This window comes from Eubacterium sp. AF36-5BH (assembly GCF_003460505.1).
Taxonomy (GTDB): Bacteria; Bacillota; Clostridia; order Lachnospirales; family Lachnospiraceae; genus Eubacterium_G.
The window spans coordinates 123212-144489 of the sequence record NZ_QTVG01000001.1; the positions used below are offsets into that span (position 1 = coordinate 123212).

21 protein-coding genes and 1 pseudogene are annotated in these 21278 nt (G+C 33.3%); all 22 read right to left on the reverse strand.

What is annotated here, in order from left to right; genetic code table 11:
- Nucleotides 1-108: 108 nt before the first annotated feature.
- Complete coding sequence (nusG, locus tag DW006_RS00590; RefSeq protein WP_022165493.1) at nt 109-630, reverse strand: transcription termination/antitermination protein NusG; 522 nt, start codon at nt 628-630, stop codon at nt 109-111.
- A gap of 24 nt (nt 631-654) precedes the next feature.
- Complete coding sequence (gene secE, locus DW006_RS00595) at nt 655-855, reverse strand: preprotein translocase subunit SecE (protein WP_022165494.1); 201 nt, start codon at nt 853-855, stop codon at nt 655-657.
- Nucleotides 856-873: 18 nt separating this feature from the next.
- Nucleotides 874-1023, reverse strand: a complete 150-nt coding sequence (gene rpmG / locus DW006_RS00600) for a 50S ribosomal protein L33 (protein ID WP_022165495.1) — start codon at nt 1021-1023, stop codon at nt 874-876.
- Between the two features lie 257 nt (nt 1024-1280).
- Nucleotides 1281-1994: a ComF family protein gene (locus tag DW006_RS00605; protein ID WP_117998529.1), complete on the reverse strand. Its 714-nt coding sequence runs from the start codon at nt 1992-1994 to the stop codon at nt 1281-1283.
- An 11-nt stretch (nt 1995-2005) separates the two neighbouring features.
- On the reverse strand, nt 2006-4276 hold the full coding sequence (locus DW006_RS00610) for an ATP-dependent RecD-like DNA helicase (protein ID WP_117998533.1): 2271 nt from the start codon (nt 4274-4276) through the stop codon (nt 2006-2008).
- 68 nt (nt 4277-4344) lie between these two features.
- Nucleotides 4345-5346 carry a rod shape-determining protein gene (locus DW006_RS00615; protein ID WP_117998536.1) on the reverse strand — a complete coding sequence of 334 codons (1002 nt, stop codon included), beginning with the start codon at nt 5344-5346 and terminating at the stop codon, nt 4345-4347.
- A gap of 502 nt (nt 5347-5848) precedes the next feature.
- Complete coding sequence (gene spoIIID / locus DW006_RS00620) at nt 5849-6130, reverse strand: sporulation transcriptional regulator SpoIIID (protein ID WP_022165499.1); 282 nt, start codon at nt 6128-6130, stop codon at nt 5849-5851.
- A 77-nt stretch (nt 6131-6207) separates the two neighbouring features.
- A pseudogene (locus DW006_RS00625) lies at nt 6208-6459 on the reverse strand (ATP-binding cassette domain-containing protein); the annotation flags it as partial.
- The gene (locus DW006_RS00630) at nt 6449-8290 is read right to left on the reverse strand and encodes an aminopeptidase P family protein (protein WP_117998542.1); all 1842 of its coding nucleotides are present in this window, start codon (nt 8288-8290) and stop codon (nt 6449-6451) included. The pseudogene DW006_RS00625 and the gene DW006_RS00630, both read right to left, overlap by 11 nt.
- On the reverse strand, nt 8277-8825 hold the full coding sequence (locus DW006_RS00635; RefSeq protein ID WP_117998545.1) for an inorganic diphosphatase: 549 nt from the start codon (nt 8823-8825) through the stop codon (nt 8277-8279). The genes DW006_RS00630 and DW006_RS00635 overlap by 14 nt, the downstream gene beginning before the upstream one ends.
- Nucleotides 8826-8952: 127 nt before the next feature.
- Nucleotides 8953-9876, reverse strand: coding sequence for a DMT family transporter (locus DW006_RS00640; protein ID WP_117998719.1), 924 nt, complete (start codon nt 9874-9876; stop codon nt 8953-8955).
- A gap of 44 nt (nt 9877-9920) precedes the next feature.
- On the reverse strand, nt 9921-10547 hold the full coding sequence (locus DW006_RS00645) for a hypothetical protein (RefSeq protein WP_022165503.1): 627 nt from the start codon (nt 10545-10547) through the stop codon (nt 9921-9923).
- A gap of 27 nt (nt 10548-10574) precedes the next feature.
- Nucleotides 10575-11564, reverse strand: coding sequence for a WYL domain-containing protein (locus DW006_RS00650; RefSeq protein ID WP_117998549.1), 990 nt, complete (start codon nt 11562-11564; stop codon nt 10575-10577).
- Between the two features lie 11 nt (nt 11565-11575).
- Nucleotides 11576-12073, reverse strand: a complete 498-nt coding sequence (gene greA / locus DW006_RS00655; protein ID WP_022165505.1) for a transcription elongation factor GreA — start codon at nt 12071-12073, stop codon at nt 11576-11578.
- Between the two features lie 161 nt (nt 12074-12234).
- Nucleotides 12235-13596 (reverse strand): citrate/2-methylcitrate synthase, encoded by a 1362-nt coding sequence (locus DW006_RS00660; RefSeq protein WP_117998552.1) that lies wholly within the window; start codon nt 13594-13596, stop codon nt 12235-12237.
- Nucleotides 13597-13616: 20 nt separating this feature from the next.
- Nucleotides 13617-14495 carry a diacylglycerol kinase family protein gene (locus DW006_RS00665; RefSeq protein ID WP_117998556.1) on the reverse strand — a complete coding sequence of 293 codons (879 nt, stop codon included), beginning with the start codon at nt 14493-14495 and terminating at the stop codon, nt 13617-13619.
- 106 nt (nt 14496-14601) lie between these two features.
- Nucleotides 14602-15411, reverse strand: coding sequence for a glutamate 5-kinase (proB, locus tag DW006_RS00670; protein ID WP_117998559.1), 810 nt, complete (start codon nt 15409-15411; stop codon nt 14602-14604).
- A 102-nt stretch (nt 15412-15513) separates the two neighbouring features.
- Nucleotides 15514-16392, reverse strand: a complete 879-nt coding sequence (locus DW006_RS00675) for a YitT family protein (protein ID WP_117998562.1) — start codon at nt 16390-16392, stop codon at nt 15514-15516.
- A 139-nt stretch (nt 16393-16531) separates the two neighbouring features.
- The gene (locus tag DW006_RS00680; protein ID WP_117998565.1) at nt 16532-16750 is read right to left on the reverse strand and encodes a hypothetical protein; all 219 of its coding nucleotides are present in this window, start codon (nt 16748-16750) and stop codon (nt 16532-16534) included.
- A 22-nt stretch (nt 16751-16772) separates the two neighbouring features.
- Nucleotides 16773-18002 carry a transglutaminase domain-containing protein gene (locus DW006_RS00685; protein ID WP_117998568.1) on the reverse strand — a complete coding sequence of 410 codons (1230 nt, stop codon included), beginning with the start codon at nt 18000-18002 and terminating at the stop codon, nt 16773-16775.
- Between the two features lie 30 nt (nt 18003-18032).
- Nucleotides 18033-19808, reverse strand: a complete 1776-nt coding sequence (locus DW006_RS00690) for a tetratricopeptide repeat protein (protein WP_117998571.1) — start codon at nt 19806-19808, stop codon at nt 18033-18035.
- Between the two features lie 156 nt (nt 19809-19964).
- Nucleotides 19965-21230, reverse strand: a complete 1266-nt coding sequence (locus DW006_RS00695; protein WP_158561027.1) for a glycoside hydrolase family 16 protein — start codon at nt 21228-21230, stop codon at nt 19965-19967.
- Between the last annotated feature and the right edge of the window lie 48 nt (nt 21231-21278).

Sequence of the window (21278 nt, forward strand, 5' to 3'; positions counted from 1 at the left end):
CTCCTAAAAATTGTGGTATTATCGGGAACCCCTCCCACTGCTTCACGATGCACCGTGAAACATTCTTCTATAAGTGTAATTATACACTTTCATAAAACCTAAATGGCTTTATTTCAACTTTTTAACTTCGTTAAAGTTTAACTCTACCGGAGTTTCTCTACCAAACATGTCCACATTAATTGTGACTGTCTGTCTTGTTTCATCAATACGTTTGATTTCTCCGGCTGTTCCGGCCCAAACGCCTGCGATAACATTAACCATTTCTCCCTCTTCAAAATCAACGTTGATTCTTTCGTTAGTTTTGACACCAAGAGTCATCATTTCATCTTCTGTAAGAGGAACTGGCTTTGACCCCGGACCTACGAATCCTGTAACACCTCTGGTATTTCTTACAACATACCATGTGTCATCATTCATAACCATGTTTATAAGCACGTATCCAGGGAAAAGTTTCTTTTCCGAAACTTTCTTTACTCCATTTTTCAATTCTACCACTTCCTGTGTTGGAACTGATACTTCTAATATCTGATCCTGCAATTTTCTATTTTCAATAGATTGCTCGATATTAGTCTTTACTTTATTTTCATAACCTGAATAAGTATGAACTACATACCAATTTGCCTCTGCCATTTACTCACCTCTTATATATTCTTATTAACCAATAATTCCATTAAGACCGAACTGTATTAACTGATCGATCAAACCAATAAGAACTCCCATAATAAGAGTGACTATTACAACAACAACAGTCTGTCTTACGATTGATGCTTTTGTTGGCCAGATAATTTTTGAAAATTCAGCTTTTAAACCAGTAAACCAATTTTTTAAGCCTGATTTTTTCTTTGCTTCTGCCATAATCCCACCTCCAATAGACTATTTTGTTTCTTTGTGTAATGTGTGCTTCTGACAGAATTTACAATACTTCTTTGTTTCAACTCTATCTGGATGTGTTTTCTTATCCTTAGTTGTATTATAATTTCTCTGTTTGCATTCTGTACATTCTAATGTAATCTTTGTTCTCATGAGTTTCACCTCCGCTTTATTCTATCCTAAGGGTACTTCTTTGTAATATTTAGCAATAAATTATTGCAAAAAAAAAAGACCCCCTCTTCTCTTGCTACATAAATATATCATATCATTTTATTTACGTCAATAAGTTTTTACTTACATTTAGAGAAATTAGTTTTCAGCAAATAATTTTATACTTGTATTCTGCTTACTTACATTCAGAGCATCTTTTTTCAGTTTATATTTTTCCTTTGTTTTTTATCTTCTATTAATTATTTGTCAATGCCTGTTGCTATGCACATAAAATAAACATCTTTTACACCGGCACTTTTTAGAAGTCTGCTGCATGCGTCCATTGTGCTGCCTGTTGTGTATATGTCATCTACAAGCAAAACTGATTTCACCCCTTTTAATGTTTCAGGTTTAATTGCAAATGCATTCTTAAGGTTACTGCTTCTTTGACTTCTACTTAATCCTTTCTGAGGTTTCGTATCACTTACTCGTATTAGTGATGTCTTGTCTAAAGTTATATTAGAGTAGTGACTTAAGTATTTTGCAAACTCCTCTGCCTGATTGTATCCTCTCTGTTGCACTTTACCCTTGTACATTGGAATTGGCATAATTCTGTCTATTTTCCATTGTTTTAGTTTGCTCCTATACTTTCTGTTTCCTACATAAGCAAAGAAATCCCCATAACACCTTTTGTTATCATATTTAAATCTGTATAAAGTTAATTTCATTTCTTCTACATATTGAAACACGCAGACGCCTTTGTTAAATTCATGCTTGGTTTTTGCACAGTCCTGACAATACAATGCATTATTACTTGTTAGCTGCTTACCGCACATTTGACAGGCTGGCGTTTTTACTATTTTAATTTTATCCCTACATTCTTTGCATATTCTTTGATTCATTCCTATAACCTGATTGCATATAGGACAAACATTTGGATAAAAAATTTTCTGTATTATTTTTCTATATTTCATGTTCCCCTTATTTATTGTTCTTCATTATAATAATTAACAAGCTGCCATTTCAGTCCCGAGTATCTTCTATGCTGATCCTCATTTGCAATCATTGCCGAAAATGTTTCTTTTCGACCAACAATACAAACACACTTTTTTGCTCTTGTAACACCTGTATATAGAAGATTTCTTGTCATAAGCATTGAGACACCTGAAACCAAAGGCATAATAACTGCAGGATACTCGCTACCCTGTGACTTATGAATAGTTATTGCGTACGCAAGTTCTAATTCCTCAGCCTGTTTAGAATCATATATAACGTATCTGTCATCATCAAAAACAACTTCCATAGTGTTAGTTGTATTATTAATAGTAGTAATTATTCCCATGTCGCCATTGAAAATTCCAGTTCCACTATCATATATTCTTCCACCCTCACTTCGCTGCTCCCATTCAAGCTGATAATTATTTTTTATCTGCATTACCTTGTCGCCTTCTCTAAAAATAATGCCTGCGATTTCTCTTTCACGTTTATTTTCATCCTGAGGATTAATGTATTTCTGCAGTTGTTCATTTAAAGAATTTACACCTAAAATTCCACCACGCATAGGTGTCAAAACCTGTATGTCCATTGGTTTTGCTTCTACATATTGAGGTAATTTAGACATCATAAGACCAATTGTAGCATTTAATGCCATCTGTGCATTTTCTCTTTCTATATATAAGAAGTCGCCCATGCTATTATCCAACGCTACCTGTTCACCTTTATTAATCTTATGGGCATTGGTTACAATTCCACTTTCCCCTGCCTGTCTGAAAACTTTTGTAAGTCTTACAACGCTAAATTGTTCCGACTCTATTATATCCCTTAAAACGTTACCCGGACCAACACTTGCAAGCTGATTAATATCACCAACAAAAACAACTCTTGTTCCTATTGTTATGGCCTTCAGCAACGCATGCACAAGAAAAGTGTCTACCATAGACATTTCATCAACTATGATTACGTCTGTTTCCAAAGGATTTTGTTCATTTCTGCCAAATTTTGCATCAATTTCATCTCTGCCTGTTTCCTCTGATGCTCCACCTGAAATTTCCAATAATCTGTGTATTGTCTTAGCTTCATGACCTGTTGCCTCATTCATTCGTTTTGCTGCTCTTCCTGTTGGTGCCGCAAGACTAACTTCCAACCCATCAGCTTCAAACATTTGTATAATGGCATTTATTGTAGTGGTTTTACCTGTACCCGGTCCACCTGTAATAATTGTAATACCATTGTTTTGTGTTTCTATTACAGCTTTTCTTTGCAAATCATCTAATTCTACTCCTGAAAGTTTTTCAATTGTATCTAACTTAACACCCATTATATAATCATCTTCCGGTGTAGAAATATTTAATTCCAACAACATTCTGGCAATATTTAATTCTGTGTAATAGTATGTAGATAGAAATACTGCATCTTTTTCTTCAATATTTTTTAGTATTAATTTTTTCTCTAAAACCAACTCCGTAAAACAATTATCCAGTAAATCCATATTATAAGTTCCGTCTGCATTAAGATACTGATCCCTTAAGCCTAACAGATTAATTGTTTTCTCAACTAATTTTTCTTTTGGTAAATACGTATGTCCTGATAACGATGCATCCGACAGGGCATAGCACATGCCACTTTTAATACGAATAGAAGCATTTACTTCCACACCTGCACGACGTGCAATTTCATCTGCCGTTTTAAAACCAATGCCTGATAGGTCATCTGCCAACTTATAAGGATTAGTTTTTATAATGTCATAAACTTTCTGACCATACATTGTGTAAATCTTATTACTTAATGTAGGACTGATTCCATATCCCTGAAGGAAAATCATAACATCACGCATGTCTTTTTTCTCTTCAACCTGCTCACAAATGTCCATTGCTTTTCTTATGGTAATGCCTCTTATCTCTGCAAGTCTTTCAGGTTCTTCTTCTACTATTCTAAGAGTATCCTCGCCAAATTTATCAACTATACGATTAGCAAGCACTGCACCCAAACCTTTAATTGCACCTGAACCAAGATATTTTTTCAACGACAATTCATCTGTTGCAGGAATTACTTTATAAGAAGTTACTTTAATCTGTTCTCCATAAATATCGTGAAAAACTTCTTCTCCCTCTATTTCTAAATATTCACCTTCTAAAATATATCCAAAATTACCAGTGCATTTTATTTCTTTTTTTCCATAAGATAAAGTTAAAACCGTATAACCATTCTCTTCATTTCTAAAAGTTATGCTTTCTACATATCCACTTAATGATTTCATATTGTTCCTTTTATCAAAACAAGGCTGCCCCTATGTTTCTTTGGACAGCCTTTATGTTTAATTTTATTTTACTTTATTTTTTCTGCATCTTCTTCGTCAATATATTCTAAATACTGACCTGTACCTATGGCTACAGCAGTCATTGGATCTTCCGCTGTCATAGTATTAATACCTGTCTTTGCTTCAATCAACTGATCCAAGCCATGTAATAAACAGCCACCACCTGTTAAAACAATCCCTCTTACAGCAATATCTGCTGCAAGTTCCGGAGGTGTCTGTTCAAGCACACGATGCACAGCATCTACAATACTTGTTGTTACATCGCTAAGAGCTTCTTCTGTTTCCTCTGATGTAACTTCTATTGTTTTTGGAAGTCCTGTAACAAGATTTCGTCCACGCACTTCCATCTTCTTATTTTCTGATTTGTTATAGCATGTACCAATTCCAATTTTTATTTCTTCAGCAGTTCTGTCACCGATTAAAAGATTATGTTTCTTTCTCATGTATCTTACAATTGCCTCGTCAAAGTCGTCACCGGCAACTTTAACTGATGTACTTACAACTGTACCGCCTAAAGAAATAACAGCAATATCTGTTGTACCTCCACCAATGTCCACAATCATGTTTCCACATGGCTTCTTTATTTCAATACCAGCTCCAATTGCTGCTGCTAAAGGTTCTTCTACAACGAAAACTTCTCTTGCTCCAGCCTGAAAAGCCGCATCCTGAACTGCCTTTGTTTCAACTTCTGTTGCACCACTTGGAATACAAACACAAATACGTGGTTTTCTGTATGAACGCTTTCCAACTGATTTCTGTATGAAATATCTAATCATTTGTTCAGTAACTGAATAGTCAGAAATTACACCCTGCTTAAGAGGTCTTACTGCAACAATATTGTCAGGTGTACGTCCAATCATTAATCTTGCTTCTTCACCAACAGCCTTAATCTTTTCTGTATCGCGATCTATAGCCACAACTGATGGTTCTTTTAAAACCACGCCTTTTCCTTTAATGTAAACAAGTATACTTGCTGTTCCTAAATCTATTCCTATATCTGTATTAAACATTTAGTTCTCCTTTGGTCATTCATTTTTCCATATATAAAATATACTTCTATATTTTAGAATATCCACACTAAAGTAAAGTATAACAACTTTTTTTTATAATGTATATGTTTTATTTCCAATTTTAATGGAAAAATCTACACAGTTTTTCATCAGCATTTTCCGATTTTTTATTATTTTTTATTATTTTCGCCGATTTTCGAGTTTTTTTACATTTTGTTCATATTTTATTCATATTCGTCCCTTACTATAACAGAGTACTACCTAGAGTGGTGCACATAGTTTGTATACGTCATACCCTATAATGACGTATTTTAAGTTTTTCATACTCAACCTAGCGGGTGAGATTCCCGCTAGGTCCCCCGTAAACAACAGCCATATGCCTAGCATATGGCTTTAATATATTCAACACGTTAACCAAGCACATAAAAAGAAAAACACAGCAAAAAAGATGCTCCCATACTTTTTGCTGTGTTTTTCTTTTTATGTATCCTGGGAACCCAAATTAGCGAGAAGCAGCAGATTTATCTTTTAAACTTCTCTCACGCTTATATTTCTCTCTTGTTGCAATCCCACCACGTATATGTCTTTCGCATTTATTTTTCTCTAAAATTTTTCTTACTTTAGCTGCTAAAGCAGGATCTATTTCTACTAACCGTTCTGATACATCTTTATGCACTGTAGACTTGCTAACTCCAAACTTCTTTGCTGTTTGCCTTACTGTGGCTTTTGCCAAAACCAGATATTCTCCTGCAGCCACAGCTCTCTTTGCAATATAATCATTCATGGGGCTTCTCCCATATATTCGTTTGTTCTATATTATGATTATTAATTGCAAAATATAACTAAACCGTTTATTTATTCCTACGCAAGCTTGTAGACCACATCTGACTGCTCAGATACTTCTTTGGAATGTGTAACTAGAATTATGCATTTATTCTCTTTATGTGCCAATTCCTTAAAGATTTCTATAATCTCTGCCTGAGTTTCCTTGTCTAAATTTCCGGTTGGTTCATCAGCTAAAATAATTTCCGGTCCATAAGACAATGTTCTCGCAATAGCAACCCTTTGCTGCTGTCCTCCCGACAATTTTAAAATTCTTCGTTTAATGTTTCTCGTTCAATGTTTCAAGCCATTTATTTTCTTCCGCTGTCAGGTAAGGTTGCAAAGCATCTGTTATTCTTCTGTTATACTCAAAAATAAGTTCCTTTTCTTTTTCTGTGAGCATTGTTTCATCTATTAGTTCTATATCATAAGGAACTAAAGTTAATGTTTCAAAGCATAAAAATTCTCCAAACTCATTGTTTTCTTTTTCTTTACAAAGAATCAGATTTTCTATTCTTATGCCAAATTCATTTTCAAGATAAATTCCAGGTTCGTTACTTGTAATCATTCCAGCTTTCATTTCAGGATTTAGTTGCGGATTATTAAGTATTCTATATCTTATTCCGTTTGGTGGTTCGTGTACACTTAACAAATAGCCTACACCATGACCTGTTCCATGGTTATAGTCAAGCCCTAAGTCCCAAAGTGGTTTTCTTGCAAGAATATCAAGAGTTACTCCTGAACTGCCTTTTTTAAATACAGCATCTCCCAGTGCCAAATGGCCTTTCAAAACCGCTGTGTACATTCTTTTCATTTTGTCACTAACTTCACCAAGACTAATTGTTCTTGTTATATCAGTTGTGCCTTCTAAATAATGTCCACCAGAATCAATTAAAACAAGTCCTTTGTCTGTAATGGTATAATTTGTTTCTTCTGTTGCACTGTAATGAACAATAGCTCCATGGTCGTTGTAACCTACGATGGGTTCAAAACTTGGTTCCACATAACTTTCTGTTTTTGTTCTAAAATATTCCAGCTTTTCGCCCAACATTACCTCATCCATAGGCTCTTTTCCTACATTGTGTTTTAACCAGTATATAAATTTTGTCATTGCAATTCCATCAAGCAAATGTGCTTTTCGAGTATTTTTGATTTCAGTAGAATTTTTTATTGCCTTCATTGTTAGTGCCGGTGACATTCTGTTGTATATCCTATTATTATTTTTCAGAGTCTCAATTATTCTGTAATTAGCTGATGACTTATCAAGCCAGACTTTTTTATCTTTTAACTGTTTTAAATCATTATAAATTTCAAAATAATCTTTTATATTAACTTTATTCTCTTTAAGGTATGACTCTGTTCCTGCTGTCAAACTTTGTTTCTGTATATATAAAGTTACATTATCACCTGTTATAGTTAGAAAGCTTAAAAATACAGGCGTGCATTTTACATCATTTCCTCTCAAATTAAGTGTCCAAGCAATATTTTCCAAACATGTATCAACTAAAATATCGCAATCATTGGCTACTATTTCTTTTTGTATCTTTTTTATTTTTTCCTTTAGCGATTCTCCTGCATATTGTTCCTGTAAAATCCAAACAGACTCATGAGATATTTCAGGTCTGTCTTTCCATATATCTCCAATTAAATCCAAATCACAAACTACATTAATATTCGGTAGTTTTTCAATGTGTTCTGCAAGGTCAGATGGTATTGTTCTGCCGTCAAATCCAACTGTCGTCCCCCAGTTTTCTTTATTTTTTTCTCTGGATAATTTATGGCAACTTTCTTTATTTTTTTCTATTGTTTCTCTATTATATTCTTCAATAAACTGTACAGCTGTAGGTACTCCATTTTCTCCCTGCTTCATAAGTTTATAGCTGTCATTTAGCTGACTTTCAGCCTGAACAAAATATCTTCCGTCTGTCCATAAATACGCCTTGTTCTTAGTTATTACTGCCGTACCTGCTGACCCTGTAAAGCCGCTTATAAATTCTCTTGTTTTAAAATAGTCTCCTATATACTCCGAACCATGAAAATCACAAGTAGGCACAACATAGATGTCTATGTCATGCCTACTCATTTCACTTCTCAGGTCGGAAAGTCTTTTATTTATTGTCATGACTTTCTCCTTCAAATTCTTCGTTATATAAGTCGATACATTTGCAAATAATCTTTGCCGCATCAATTGGGCCACCAAATTCATCAACTTTTGTTTTCTTACCTTCTAATGACTTGTAGATGTTAAAGAAGTTTCTAATTTCATCAAAAATATGTGATGGTAACTGTTCAATGTCAGTATAACAATTGTAAGTTGGATCTCCATATGGGATAGCAATAATCTTGTCGTCCATGTCATCACCATCAATCATATACATTACTCCGATTGGATAACATCTTACAAGTGACATCGGTTCAATAGGTTCCGAACAAAGCACCAATACGTCAAGTGGATCACCATCTTCATCTAATGTTCTTGGAATAAAACCATAATTGGCAGGGTAATGAACTGATGAATAAAGTATTCTGTCAAGAATCAGAAGTCCTGTTTCCTTATCTAATTCATATTTTTTCTTGCTTCCTTTTGTAATCTCAATAGTAGCAATAAAATCCGAAGGTGAAATACGTTCCGGATCAATGTCGTGCATAATGTTCATATCTTCCTCCTTCTGCAATAGCTAAGCATGTATTCTTGCTGTTTGCAACTCTTTATAACATTATTAATAATGATTATATTTTATCACAGTAAATTCCATATAAAAAGAGATTTATCCATATATTTCCTTACTTATTTTCACGATTTACCACGTAAATTCCTGCACACACGAGAATAAGTGCAATTACTGTCTGGATTCCTAACTGGCTCTTCTCCTGCAAAATTATAAATGACAGTACAACGCCAAATAAAGGATTCATAAATTTATAAGCTGAAATCTTTGATACGTTATTGTATTTAAGTAAGATACTCCAAATTGTATACGCTGCCGCTGAAATGAATCCCATATAGCAAAGAAGTACCCAGCTATATGGTGCCACACTGTTTAATCTACCTCCTGCTATGAGACCAATTGTTGCCATGACAACGCCACCAAAGAAAAACTGATAGCCACTAAGCATTACAACATCGGTAGTCTTTGAAAATCTTTTAATAAAAGCAGACGAAAACGCAGATGATATTGTAGAAATCAAAATAAAGCCTTCACCTAAAAGAGTAAAACTCAAATCAAAACCATTTCCAACAACATTTACGATTACAATTCCTAAAAATCCTAAAACACTACCTATAATCTTTTTCCCTGTTAATTTTTCCTGTTTAAAAATAAGACATGATATAAGTATTGTTATAAAAACCGCCGAACCGTTAATAATGGAAGACTTCACTCCTGTAGTATGAGCAAGTCCTATATAAAACGGCACATACTGCAATATTGTCTGAAACACGCTTAACGTTGCTATTTTTCCAGGACTTGATGGCTTGATAAATTTTCTGTTTATTATACTGAAAGTTATTATTACCATTGCCCCTGCAATTGCAAATCTTGTTCCGGCAAATAAAATCTGAGAAGTTGTCTCTCCACTTTCTATTCTAAAAAATTTGTAACCTAGCTTTATACACGGAAAGGCCGAGCCCCAAAGCAAACAACATACCCCTGCTAAAAGAATTACTATTGGCGTCCATGATAATTTGATTTGTTTGTTATTCTCCATTGTATTACCGCTTTGCATAATTTTATTATTTTATCCTTCCGTTCTTATTCATTTCTTTCTACTACTGTTACTTTATCACCATATTTTTTTAGAATCTCCAAGCTGACTTTTCTATAGCTTTCCAATATGTCTCTTCTAAAATTTTTTTTCATTATACCGCTTTTCATATATCTTTTATTAAATAAATTTCCGTTTTTGAAATCCCTGATCATAAGTTCAGGTCTTCTGTCTATAAAATATATTTCATCTGCCATATCAAGAAATTTAGACGGTACCATGTTTTTTACACCAATACCGCTTATCTTCTTAAACTCAGGATTAATACTGTCAAATCTTTTGATGTTAATAGATGTAAACACATCAATGTCATTATCTAATAACAGTTCAATTATTTCATAAATATAACCATGATTTTTCGACCTCATGCCCATTTCATCCAGCACAACTATGTCCGGTTTTTCTTCTAATATCTGTTTATACGAAAAACCTTTTCCGTTATAAATTGCGCTATCTATATGATTTTTTTCTTTTATTAATTCGATATTTCTATGACCACCATTTAGAAAGCCAATTAAAACTTTTTTACCTTTTGCCTGCTCCGCCATTGCTTTTTCAAGCATGGCATAACTTTTTCCGGCTCCCGGTGTATAACTTGTAAATATTTTTAGCATTTAACTCTCCAATTGTTTAATTATTAATTACTTATATTGTTCCTTAAGTCTCTCGGTTATTTGTTTAACTTCATCAACTACACTTTCAGGTTCAAGTATTTTGGCACCATCTCCAAGTCCTATTATCCAACCTAAAAACATGTTGCTTACTTTTACGTTTACATTCACAACAAATTGGTCCACGCCTTTTGGAATAATCATAATATCCTGACCAAATCTGTCAATTACAACTCCAATAAGTTTGTTGGCAAACTGTATTTTCACACGTTGTTCATCACCTGTAAACATACCAAAAACTTTCTTTGCATATTTTGCTGCATCAAATTCCTCGAACTCTTCTCGTCCGTCTCTTGCTTCATCTAGTATTTCTATTTTTCGCATTTTATCAACACGGTAATGTTTTATGATTCCACTATTTCCATCAAATGCAACCAGATAATAATTTTCATCATCCCAAGCCAACGACCATGGACTAATATCATTCTTGTGACCGTTCTTTCGCAAAACCATCTCCTTTGAAAGATTCCACTCATAATAGTCAAATTTTATTTTTCTGTTTTCGTTAATTGCAAGATTTAATTCATCCACATTGTAGTAAACATTTTCGTAATTTGTTTTTATACGATTACTTACAAAAACCTGTCGTTGTAACTGCTTTGCCTGATAAACACTGGCTAAGTTTTCTATTTTCTTTATTAACTCACTGGACTTTTTTGCAGATATAAATTTTGACGCCTGAACAGCATCAACTAACAGTTTCAATTCCGGCAACTGAAAATCACGATCCAAAAGAGTATAATAATAATTTCCATCTTTCTTCTCTTTTGAAATTTCATAACCATATTCTTTTAGGGTATTCAAATCAGCATAAACAGTTTTTCTTTCTGCCTTTATGCCATGCTCTGCCAAATAGTCTATAATATCAGATGTTGTTACACCATGTTCCTCATCTGTTTTGCTTTTAAACAAGTCAAGCAACACTAAAATTTTCTGTTTTTGATTTTCAGATTTTGCCATATTCCTTCTCCTTAGTAAGTTCTTATAGTATCTGTTTCTTCTTCTCCGGTATTTACGATTTCTTTTATGACTACATAATAACTATAGCTGTCATTTACTTTTATTTCAACTCTATCTCCCACTTTGTGTCCCATAATTGCTGCTCCAATAGGTGATTCATTACTTATTCTCCCCTTAACAGAGTCCCCGCGCATTGTACTTACAATCTTAAAAGTTTCTTCTTCATCATCTTCCTCAAAATAAATCTTTACAGTATTATTTAAGCCTACTTCATCATCTTCTGACTGGTCCGAAATAATTGTTGCTGTTTTCAAAATTCTTTCAAGGTATCTAATTCGTCCTTCGTTTTTATTTTTGTCTTTTTTTGCTGCATAATATTCAAAATTTTCACTTAAATCTCCCTGGGCTCTTGCTTCTTTTACAGCCTCAATTGCTTCTTTTCTAACAACCAATTTTCTATGTTCTATTTCTTCTTTAATCTTATCTACATCGCTTTGTGTTAATTTCATTTTAATTTCCTCCACTTTCTTAATCTCTATCATTAAACACTATTAAACACTTAATCTATATTGTACTATTCATTGCCGGCTCTGTTTTCGGCTTTACACTTTCACAAGCCTATTATAAAAGCCACACTATATAAAATAGCATGGCTTTAAACTTTGTCAATTTATCTTTCGCTAATACTCTTATATTCATTGAAATCACAGTTGCTTACATAAGCAGGTCTCATAATCTTATCAGCATTAACTAACTCTTCTATACGATGAGCACTCCAACCTACGATTCTTGCAATGGCAAAAATAGGTGTAAACAATTCTTCCGGTATATCAAGCATACTGTACACCAAACCACTGTAAAAGTCTACGTTTGCACTAACACCTTTGTACATTTTTCTTTCTTCAGCAATTACTTCAGGTGCTAAATGTTCAATCATGCTATATAAAGCAAAATCTTTCTGTCTACCTTTTTCATTAGCAAGTTTCTCAACGAATGACTTAAATATTTCAGCTCTTGGATCAGAAATTGAGTATACTGCATGGCCCATTCCATATATAAGACCTTTTTTGTTAAATGCTTCTTTATTAAGTATTTTTCTTAAATATTCTTTAACTTCTGTTTCGTCCTTTGTGTTAGATACATTTTTCTTAATGTCCTTAAACATTTCAACAACCATTATATTAGCCCCACCATGACGTGGTCCTTTTAAAGAAGATAGGGCTGCTGCAATAGTTGAATATGTATCTGAACCTGATGATGTAACTACCCTTGTTGTAAAAGTTGAGTTGTTTCCGCCGCCATGTTCCATATGAAGAACTAACGCCAGATCTAAAACTTTTGCCTCTAAGACTGTATATTTTTTGTCAGGTCTCAAAATTCTAAGCAAATTCTCACTTGTAGAAAGCTCCGGCTTTGGTCTGTGAATATACAAACTCTTGTTTCTCTTATAATGATTATATGCCTGATATCCATATACAGATAGCATTGGGAATAATGCAATTAACTGAATACACTGTAAAATAACATTTTCTAATGAAGTATCTGAGACATTTTTATCGTATGATGCCAATGTAAGAATACTCTTGGTTAATGAGTTCATAATATCTGAACTTGGTGCTTTCATAATAACATCTCTTACGAAGTTAGTTGGAAGTCTTCTACAGCCTGCTAACATTTTCTTAAATTCCTTCAACTCGTCTTCACTTGGTAAATTACCAAACAGTAACAAATAAGCTGTTTCTTCAAAACCATATCTTCCTTCTTCCATAAATCCCTTAACTAAATCTTTAATGTTGTATCCTCTATAATACAAACTTCCGGGACACGGAACACTTTTACCATCTACAATTTTCGATGACTCAATTCTTGAAATATTTGTAATACCTGTTAAAACACCTTTTCCGTTTAAGTCTCTTAAACCTCTTTTTACACCATACTTTGTAAATAATTCTTTGTCTACACTATCGTTTTCTAAGCACACTTTGCTGTATTTTTCTGTAAATTCATAAATATCTTCTTTTTTTAATGTCATAAATACCCCTCTTACTTCTTTTAGTATATAAAATTAACTGCATCGTGAATTACTTTAAAGTCTATTATTGCATGGCCATTTTCTTTTTCACCGTCTAAGGACCAGTCAATATCTGTAGAGTCTGTAATTCTTGCTTTTTTTATTTGTTCTAAAGTTATTTTACCTGTAAATTTCTGTGTCAGTATTTTTACTACTAAATGACAAAATTCGGCAATATTCTTTGGAAACTCAACTAGCATAAGTTCGAATACCCCATCGTTAAATTCTACTAAATTTTCATCAAGTTTCATGATGCCGCCAACTTTGGTCGCATTATTTATTGCCACAAATATATATTTTCCTTCATAGGTTTTGTCTTCTAACTCGATTTTTAGCTTGAGACTTCTTATATGAAACAACTCTCTTGCTCCATGCAGAATATAAGCAAAATGCCCTAATCTGTTTTTCATCTGCTGGGGAGTTGAATAAGATGTCTTTGTAAAAATACCGGCTGATGCTGTGTAAACAAAATAACGGCCGTTAAACATACCCATATCTAATGGTTTTGCTGTTCTATTCACAATATATTCTGCTGCTTCCTTTGGGCTCGTCTTTAAGCCTAAGCTTGTAGCAAAATCATTTGTAGAGCCTGCCGGTATATAGCCTAAAGGTGTACCGCTTTCTGATTCAATAATACCCTGTATTACTTCGTTCAAAGTTCCGTCACCGCCCATACAGACAACCAAATCCGCTTTTTTGCTATATTCTTTTGCTATGTTTGTTCCATCTAATCTTTTTTTAGTAAATTTAATACCAACCTTATAGCCTGCATTTTCAAAAATTTCCACAGACTCATCTATAAAGTGTTTGTTCTTTTTTAATCCTGCTTTTGGATTAATTATAAATAACAATTTTTTCATATTAAACTCCTTAGTAACTTCTCTACTATAATATATATTTGTATGTACCCTTATTAATTAAAATTTAAAATTTTGTGAACTTGATGTTTTTTATCATAAGTAAAATTTATTCAAGCTCCAACTGTTTACTCTCTTTAGCTACAAAAAATGTTCCTACCTGATGGCCTTCTAACACTCTGTAAATATTCTCTGCATCACCACCATTTAAAACCATTGTGTCAATGCCTGCTTCCGTTGCAATTTCAGCCGCATGTAACTTAGTAACCATGCCTCCCGTTCCAAATTTTGAACCTTTTCCACCTGCAATCTTATATAATTCATCTGTAATTTCAGTAACTACAGGTATAATCCTTGCATATTCATCTTCGTTAGGATTTCCTGTATATAATCCGTCAATGTCAGTTAAAATTAAAAGTGCATCTGCTCCAATTAATTTTGCCACTATGGCTGACAAGCTATCATTGTCACCATATACAATTTCTTCTATGGCAACTGCGTCATTTTCGTTGATTACAGGAATTGCACCTAAGTTAAATGTTTCTTCAAAAGCATTTATAAGATTTTCTCTACATTCTAAGTTGTCAACATCTCTTTTGGTAATTAAAAACTGTCCTATTGTGTGACCATATTCTCCAAACATCTTGTCATACATAAACATTAATTCGCACTGGCCTATTGTAGCAGCTGCCTGCTTTCCTGCTGTTGTGTTAGGTCTCTCTTTTAAGCCAAGCTTACCGGCACCAACTCCAATTGCTCCTGATGTAACTAATGCTACCTGCTTGCCTGAATTAACAATATCAGAAATAACTGTCACCAGTTTCTTCATCTGTCTTATATTAGCTTTTCCTGTGTCATGTGCTAATGTGGATGTTCCCACTTTTATAACTATTCTCTCCACATCTTTCAAAGTTGCCATTTTTATCCTCCCCTTAGTCTAATAACCTTTCCGTTTATTTTAAAACAATATCGTCTTTTTGTAAATTAATAAAAATTTACTTTTGTCGCATATTTATGCATTCTATACTTCGTTAGTAAATTGTGATTTGAACCCTTCTCCAAATACCTCATTAGCTGTTGTTACTATCATAAATGCATCAGGATCAACTTCTTTTAAAATATTTCTTACTTTTACTAACATTTGTTTTCTCATTACGCACATAATTATTTCTGTTGATTTGTTAGTATAAGCACCCCTGCCCTGAAGCATTGTTACTCCTATGTCTAATTCCTGAAGCATTCTTACTGATATAATTTTTCTTTGTTTACTAATTATATAAACAAGTGTTGCTTCGTCACCAACGTAAATTGCCTTATCCATTGCCAGTGAAGAAACATAAATTGCAATTGCTGCAAAAAGAGCAACTTCCACGTTATTAAAAGCAATGGCTGACGCAATTAAAATTGCCACATCAATAATCATGTATATCTGACCTGTTTTCATATGTGGATGCTTCTGCTTGATAATTTTCACAATAATATCAAGCCCACCTGTTGTTGTATCCATTCTGAACAACACCCCCATTGCAAAACCAAACAACGCACCACCAATAACTGAAGCAAGCATTAAATCGTTAGTTACTGCGTCAATTTTAAATATTGCAGGGAGCGCGTCAATTGCAACTGATGAAACAATCAGTGAATATAAGGTTGATAAAAGAAATTTCTTTCCAAATTTCCATGCCCCTAAAATCATTATTGGCACGTTAATTATAATAATTAACACACCAACTCCCGGCAGCATTGGAAATACTTCTTTTAATATAATGGCTATACCGGAAATTCCTCCAGGTGCCAACTGATTGGGATTTAGAAAAAGTCCTATTCCCAAACCATACATAATTGCTGATAATGTAATAACAACATATCTTATAATAAATTTTACTACTTTATTCTTCATCTTAAATCTCCATCTAAATATAATTCTATTTTTCTTAATCCCTTCCGGTTAATTCTTCTAATATTAAACTAAAAGGCTTATTATTAGAACATCCACATTCTATGAACAAATCCTAATAATAAGCCTTAAAAATAACTAATTACATTTTATCGTCATCAGGTAATTCTATTGTTGGCATGCAACAAGGCATTGGATTTATTGAATTTTCAGCACTTCCTCTTGTAACTGACTTTTCTTCTCTTATTTCCTTCGGATCTTCTTCCACTTCGTTTACCTGCACATTAATATGGCCATCGCCTTTTTTCACGCTTCCATCAAGCATTGCCACTATGTCTTCTATCATTTTATCTTTGTCCATAAGAATACCTCCTATTTATGTACTAATTCTCGATAACAAAAGTATCTGACCAGTTCGTTTTTCTTAACTTGCCTTTGATTTTTTTTGTTCCACGGTAACGTACATAATATACCTTATCGTTTTCTAAATTATTTAACTGAACAGTATTTCCTGTTGTAGTAACAGTTTGTCCACTTTTGAACTTTTTATTTACTGAGTATTCAACTGTGTATTTCGACTTTTTTGCAAGTTTTTCAAATTTCAATGTATTATCTGTAAAACTTAAAACCTTACCTTGTTTCATTGCATACTCACAAATCTGACTTTTTTTACACATCTTCGCCTTGCCACTTCCATAAGCATTGGCTGCCATTAAATACTTGCCATAAAAAGTATCCGTTTTGTACTGTTTAAATCTTTTATGATTCTTAAATTTATCACCTTTTAAAAAGTAATGATATTTATAGTTATTCTGCAAATAAGTTGCATCCCATGTAGAATCAATGTTGTAATAATATTTGCCAACTTTTACAATATTCCATCCATGAAGCTGATTACTTGAATACCCTGGAATTAATCTTGTTTCAAGTCCTAGTTCTTTAAAGAACTTGTATGCCAAAAGGGCATATCCCTGACACACAGCTTCCTTGTTAAACAATGCGGCATAGGCTGTGTAATTAATTCCTTTGCTTGTATTTTTGGCATAGGTTACACTTTTGCAAATATAATCATATACTTTTTTTACCTTTTTGTAGTCACTGGTTTTCTTCTTCAGTTTTAATTTCTTTATAATAGATTTTACTCTTTTATCAACTTGGTTTTGTTGTTTAAGAGTAATTCTATATTTAATATTTAATCTAAAATCGTAATAATAGTATTTCTTTCCATCATTCACTACTGTATTGTAATAATACTTTGCAGAACTGCTTTTAAAATTCCAATACATGTAGTCTCCGCTGTTGCTGTCGCTTGTTTCCCTTATCATTCTTTTACGGATTTTTTCAAAAACAACATTGGCTGAGCTTTCAGTTGTTTTTATGTACAACTGAATATTAGAATTGTGAAGCAAGGCTTTTTTTCTTGCCACATCACCTGCCTGATTAATTGTTAAATACTGCTTTTTGTTATTAACAAGAAGCTTAACATTCTCCTGCGCCGGTATCACAGCAAATTGTTCTTTTTTTTCAGCCGCTCCTGCACTGACAATCCCACTTAAAGACAGCGAAATTGCCAACACAGCTATTATTACTTTTTTATAAATTCTATTAACCATTAGCAGCTCCTTTTAGATGCTGGGAACTTTTTATTTTGCCAGTTTTTTAAACTTTGTCTCGTATGTTACACCACCATATCTAAGCTGTCTTAACATTTTCTTGCCACCCTTTAAAACATAATTATTTTTCTGGTTATGGTATTTCTTAAGTTTGAAATGTAACTGGTATGTTCCTATTGTTATCTGTGTAACCTTATTTTTGCTACTAATTACAGTATCATATCCTAATGTCTTATTATTCTGATCCTTAATTCTTAAGCAAGGTTCTCCTTTAAACAATACAGTTGAAATATAAATTTTGAAAATCTTCTTCTCACCATTTACCGTACCTGTATGTTTCCATGTTCCTGTCCAAAATCTTACTTTGTGTTTAAACTTCTTCATTTGGTTATAAAGAGTTGCGGCCTTCTTGTTATTGCCTTTAATTGAATTAAGCATTGTCATAGCTTCGTCATACTTACCACTCTCTCCAAGTTTCACAGCCTGAGCATAAGTTGAGTCACTTAAGTTAGCTCCATTTGTGAATTTTGAAATACTGTTGTAAAGTTTTAAACCTTCCTCTGACTTACCATTATTAATTAAGGTTTTGGCATACGCATAACCATAAGTTCCATATTCACTAGCGTATGACTTGTCCTTTGCATAAACATTCTTAATAGTATTCCATGCGGTAGTATAATCCTGCTTTAAGTAATATACTTTTGCCATGCCGGCACTTGCCTTATTTACTAATGTAAAATCTGATGCCACATTGGCACTATTCTGGAATAACTTCATTGCCTTGTCGTAATCTTTGCTTTCAAGTGCCTTATTTCCATCATAGTAATCTACAAAAGCTCCTGCCATTTTACCGTATTCTGAACTCTTGTCTGTCTTATAACTTTTTGTAAAATATTCTTCTGCCTTGGTTTCATCTTTTGAATCTAAAGCCTTAAGACCTAAGTTATAATAAGCCTCTGCCAAATATCCTTCACTCTTTAAGAATCCATCCAAATCAGAAAATGACTTAGCTGCCTGTTCGTACTTCTTGTTATCAAGTAATTTCTTTGCTGCCTTGTATTTGTTATTAGGTACTGAAAATACTGCAAAGCCACCGCCTACTGCCGCTAAAATTGCTACAACCACTACACCTGTAATGACATATTTTTTCTTTACAGATTTTCTTCTGTGGGCTTTCTTCTTTTCCACACTCTGACGTCTTTCTTCTGCATTCTTTAACAAAAGATATTTCTGTTCAGATGTTTTTAAAATCTTAGCTGAATCCTTATACCATGAAATACGTTTTAGAATTTCAATGCCGTTTCCCATGTTAATGTAGTCTTCTTTTGCCAAATCTTCTTTTGCTATAACATAATTGTCTTCATAATCTTTAAGTTTTGCTTTTGCAAAAATATCTAAATTATCAATCTCGCCTGTGCTTTCCCATACAGATTCTTCCTTTGACCAAACGCCACCGTTTTCAAAAATAATTCTGTCAATCTGTATTTTAATATCCTTTGTATTTTTGTTAAGCTTAATTAATATATCATTTCCTTTTGACTGTAAATAACCTAAAGCTAAATCAGTATAACTTTGATTTATTGTTTCCTCTTCGCCTTTTTCATTTGTAACAATCAGTCTTAAATTAATTTCTTTGATCGTTTCCTGAAATATATTTGCAAATGTCAAAGTCAAAGAAACTGATTCTTCATCTACCTCCGGAGTTATTTTTCCTTCCTGAAAAATAATAGGGCTACCATATGTCCATAGGTTCTTCTCCAAGTCTTTTGGAATATTTGTCTGTTCAATGTTCTTATTCTCTTCCATTTTTATGCCTCCTATATCAATTTCTCATTTTACCATATTTGAATGTAAAAAAAAAGAACTACCACCAAACATTTTTCAAATGTCTTAGTAGCAGTTCTCTATGATTTACTCAAATTTACTTTTTATACAATTATTAACTTTTAAGCTGAAAAAGGTTTATTTTTTAATCTTTACCTTCTTTGCTTTTGACCATGCGCCGTAAATTTTCTTGCCCTTGTAAACCTTGTACGCTCTAACCTTTACATAGCATGTTTCTTTTTTTCTAAAACCTTTAAGTGTAACTTTTGTCTTTGTTGTCTTTTTATCTACATAACCCTGGAATTTCTTATTGTCACATGTACGAACAATATAACCCTTTGCAGTTTTAACTTTCTTGATTGTTACCTTAACTTTTTTGCCTTTAACATTTTTTATTGAAATTGAAGCCTTTGCAGGTTTTGCCTTTGCAGCTTTCTCTGCTGCAGCCTGCTCTTTTGCCTTTTTGTCTGCTTCTTCCTGTTTTTTCTTTTCTGCGGCAATTTCTGCAGGACTTTTTTCTTTGTAGTATCTTACATAATCGACTTCCATTGTTCTGTTCCAGCTTGTATCATAAGGCGGATTTCCCTGTGCAAGATTACCTCCACAAGCTACGTTAAACAATAAATAGTAATCGTCATTTAAAACACTTCTCCGTCCTGCATAAGTGCCAGTATTTAAATCTGCTGTTGAGAATGTTTCGTTGAAATCTGTTATTCTTACATACCTGTCTGTCCATGTGCCATATACACTTAACAACTGACCATCAATGTAGAAAGCACAAATCTTTCCATCTCTGTAACATCCATATGTATGCCATTCTGTTTTGTTATCAACATTTTTGTTTGTGTAAATGTACTGATCAGCTCCATTCCATTTTGGATAATGAATTGTACTTTGAATATCTGATCTTGTATTGAAAGCTTCCATTATGTCAATTTCACCACATGCAGGCCATTTCTTGCCATTAGTTCCAAGCATCCAAAATGCCGGCCAAATTCCCTTTGATGATGGAATCTTTATTTTTGCTTCAACATACCCTAATCCAATATTAACTTTTCCTGTTCCCGTAATTCTAGCCGATGTCCAATTGTATGTGGTTCCATTAGCTTTTGTTTTTTCAGTTTGCGCTTTGATTTTCATAGTTCCATTAGAGACAGAAACATTTTCTGCCTTGTAGTATTCTTTTTCATTGTTTCCCCAGCCACGGTTTCCATATTCTATACCGTTACCAATTTGTGGTGTCCAATAAGCATCATTTAATGAAGTTCCATCAAATTCATCTGACCATGATAGCTTAAAATTATTTAAGTTAACATCTGATGGTACAGAGTCTGCTGCTGAAACACCAACACACATTGCAAGTGTTGCAACCATTGAAGCTGCTAACAAAACTATTTTTCTCATTATATGCCTCCTAAAATCTAAAACCCTTTCGTAAAAAGAGAGTAACAT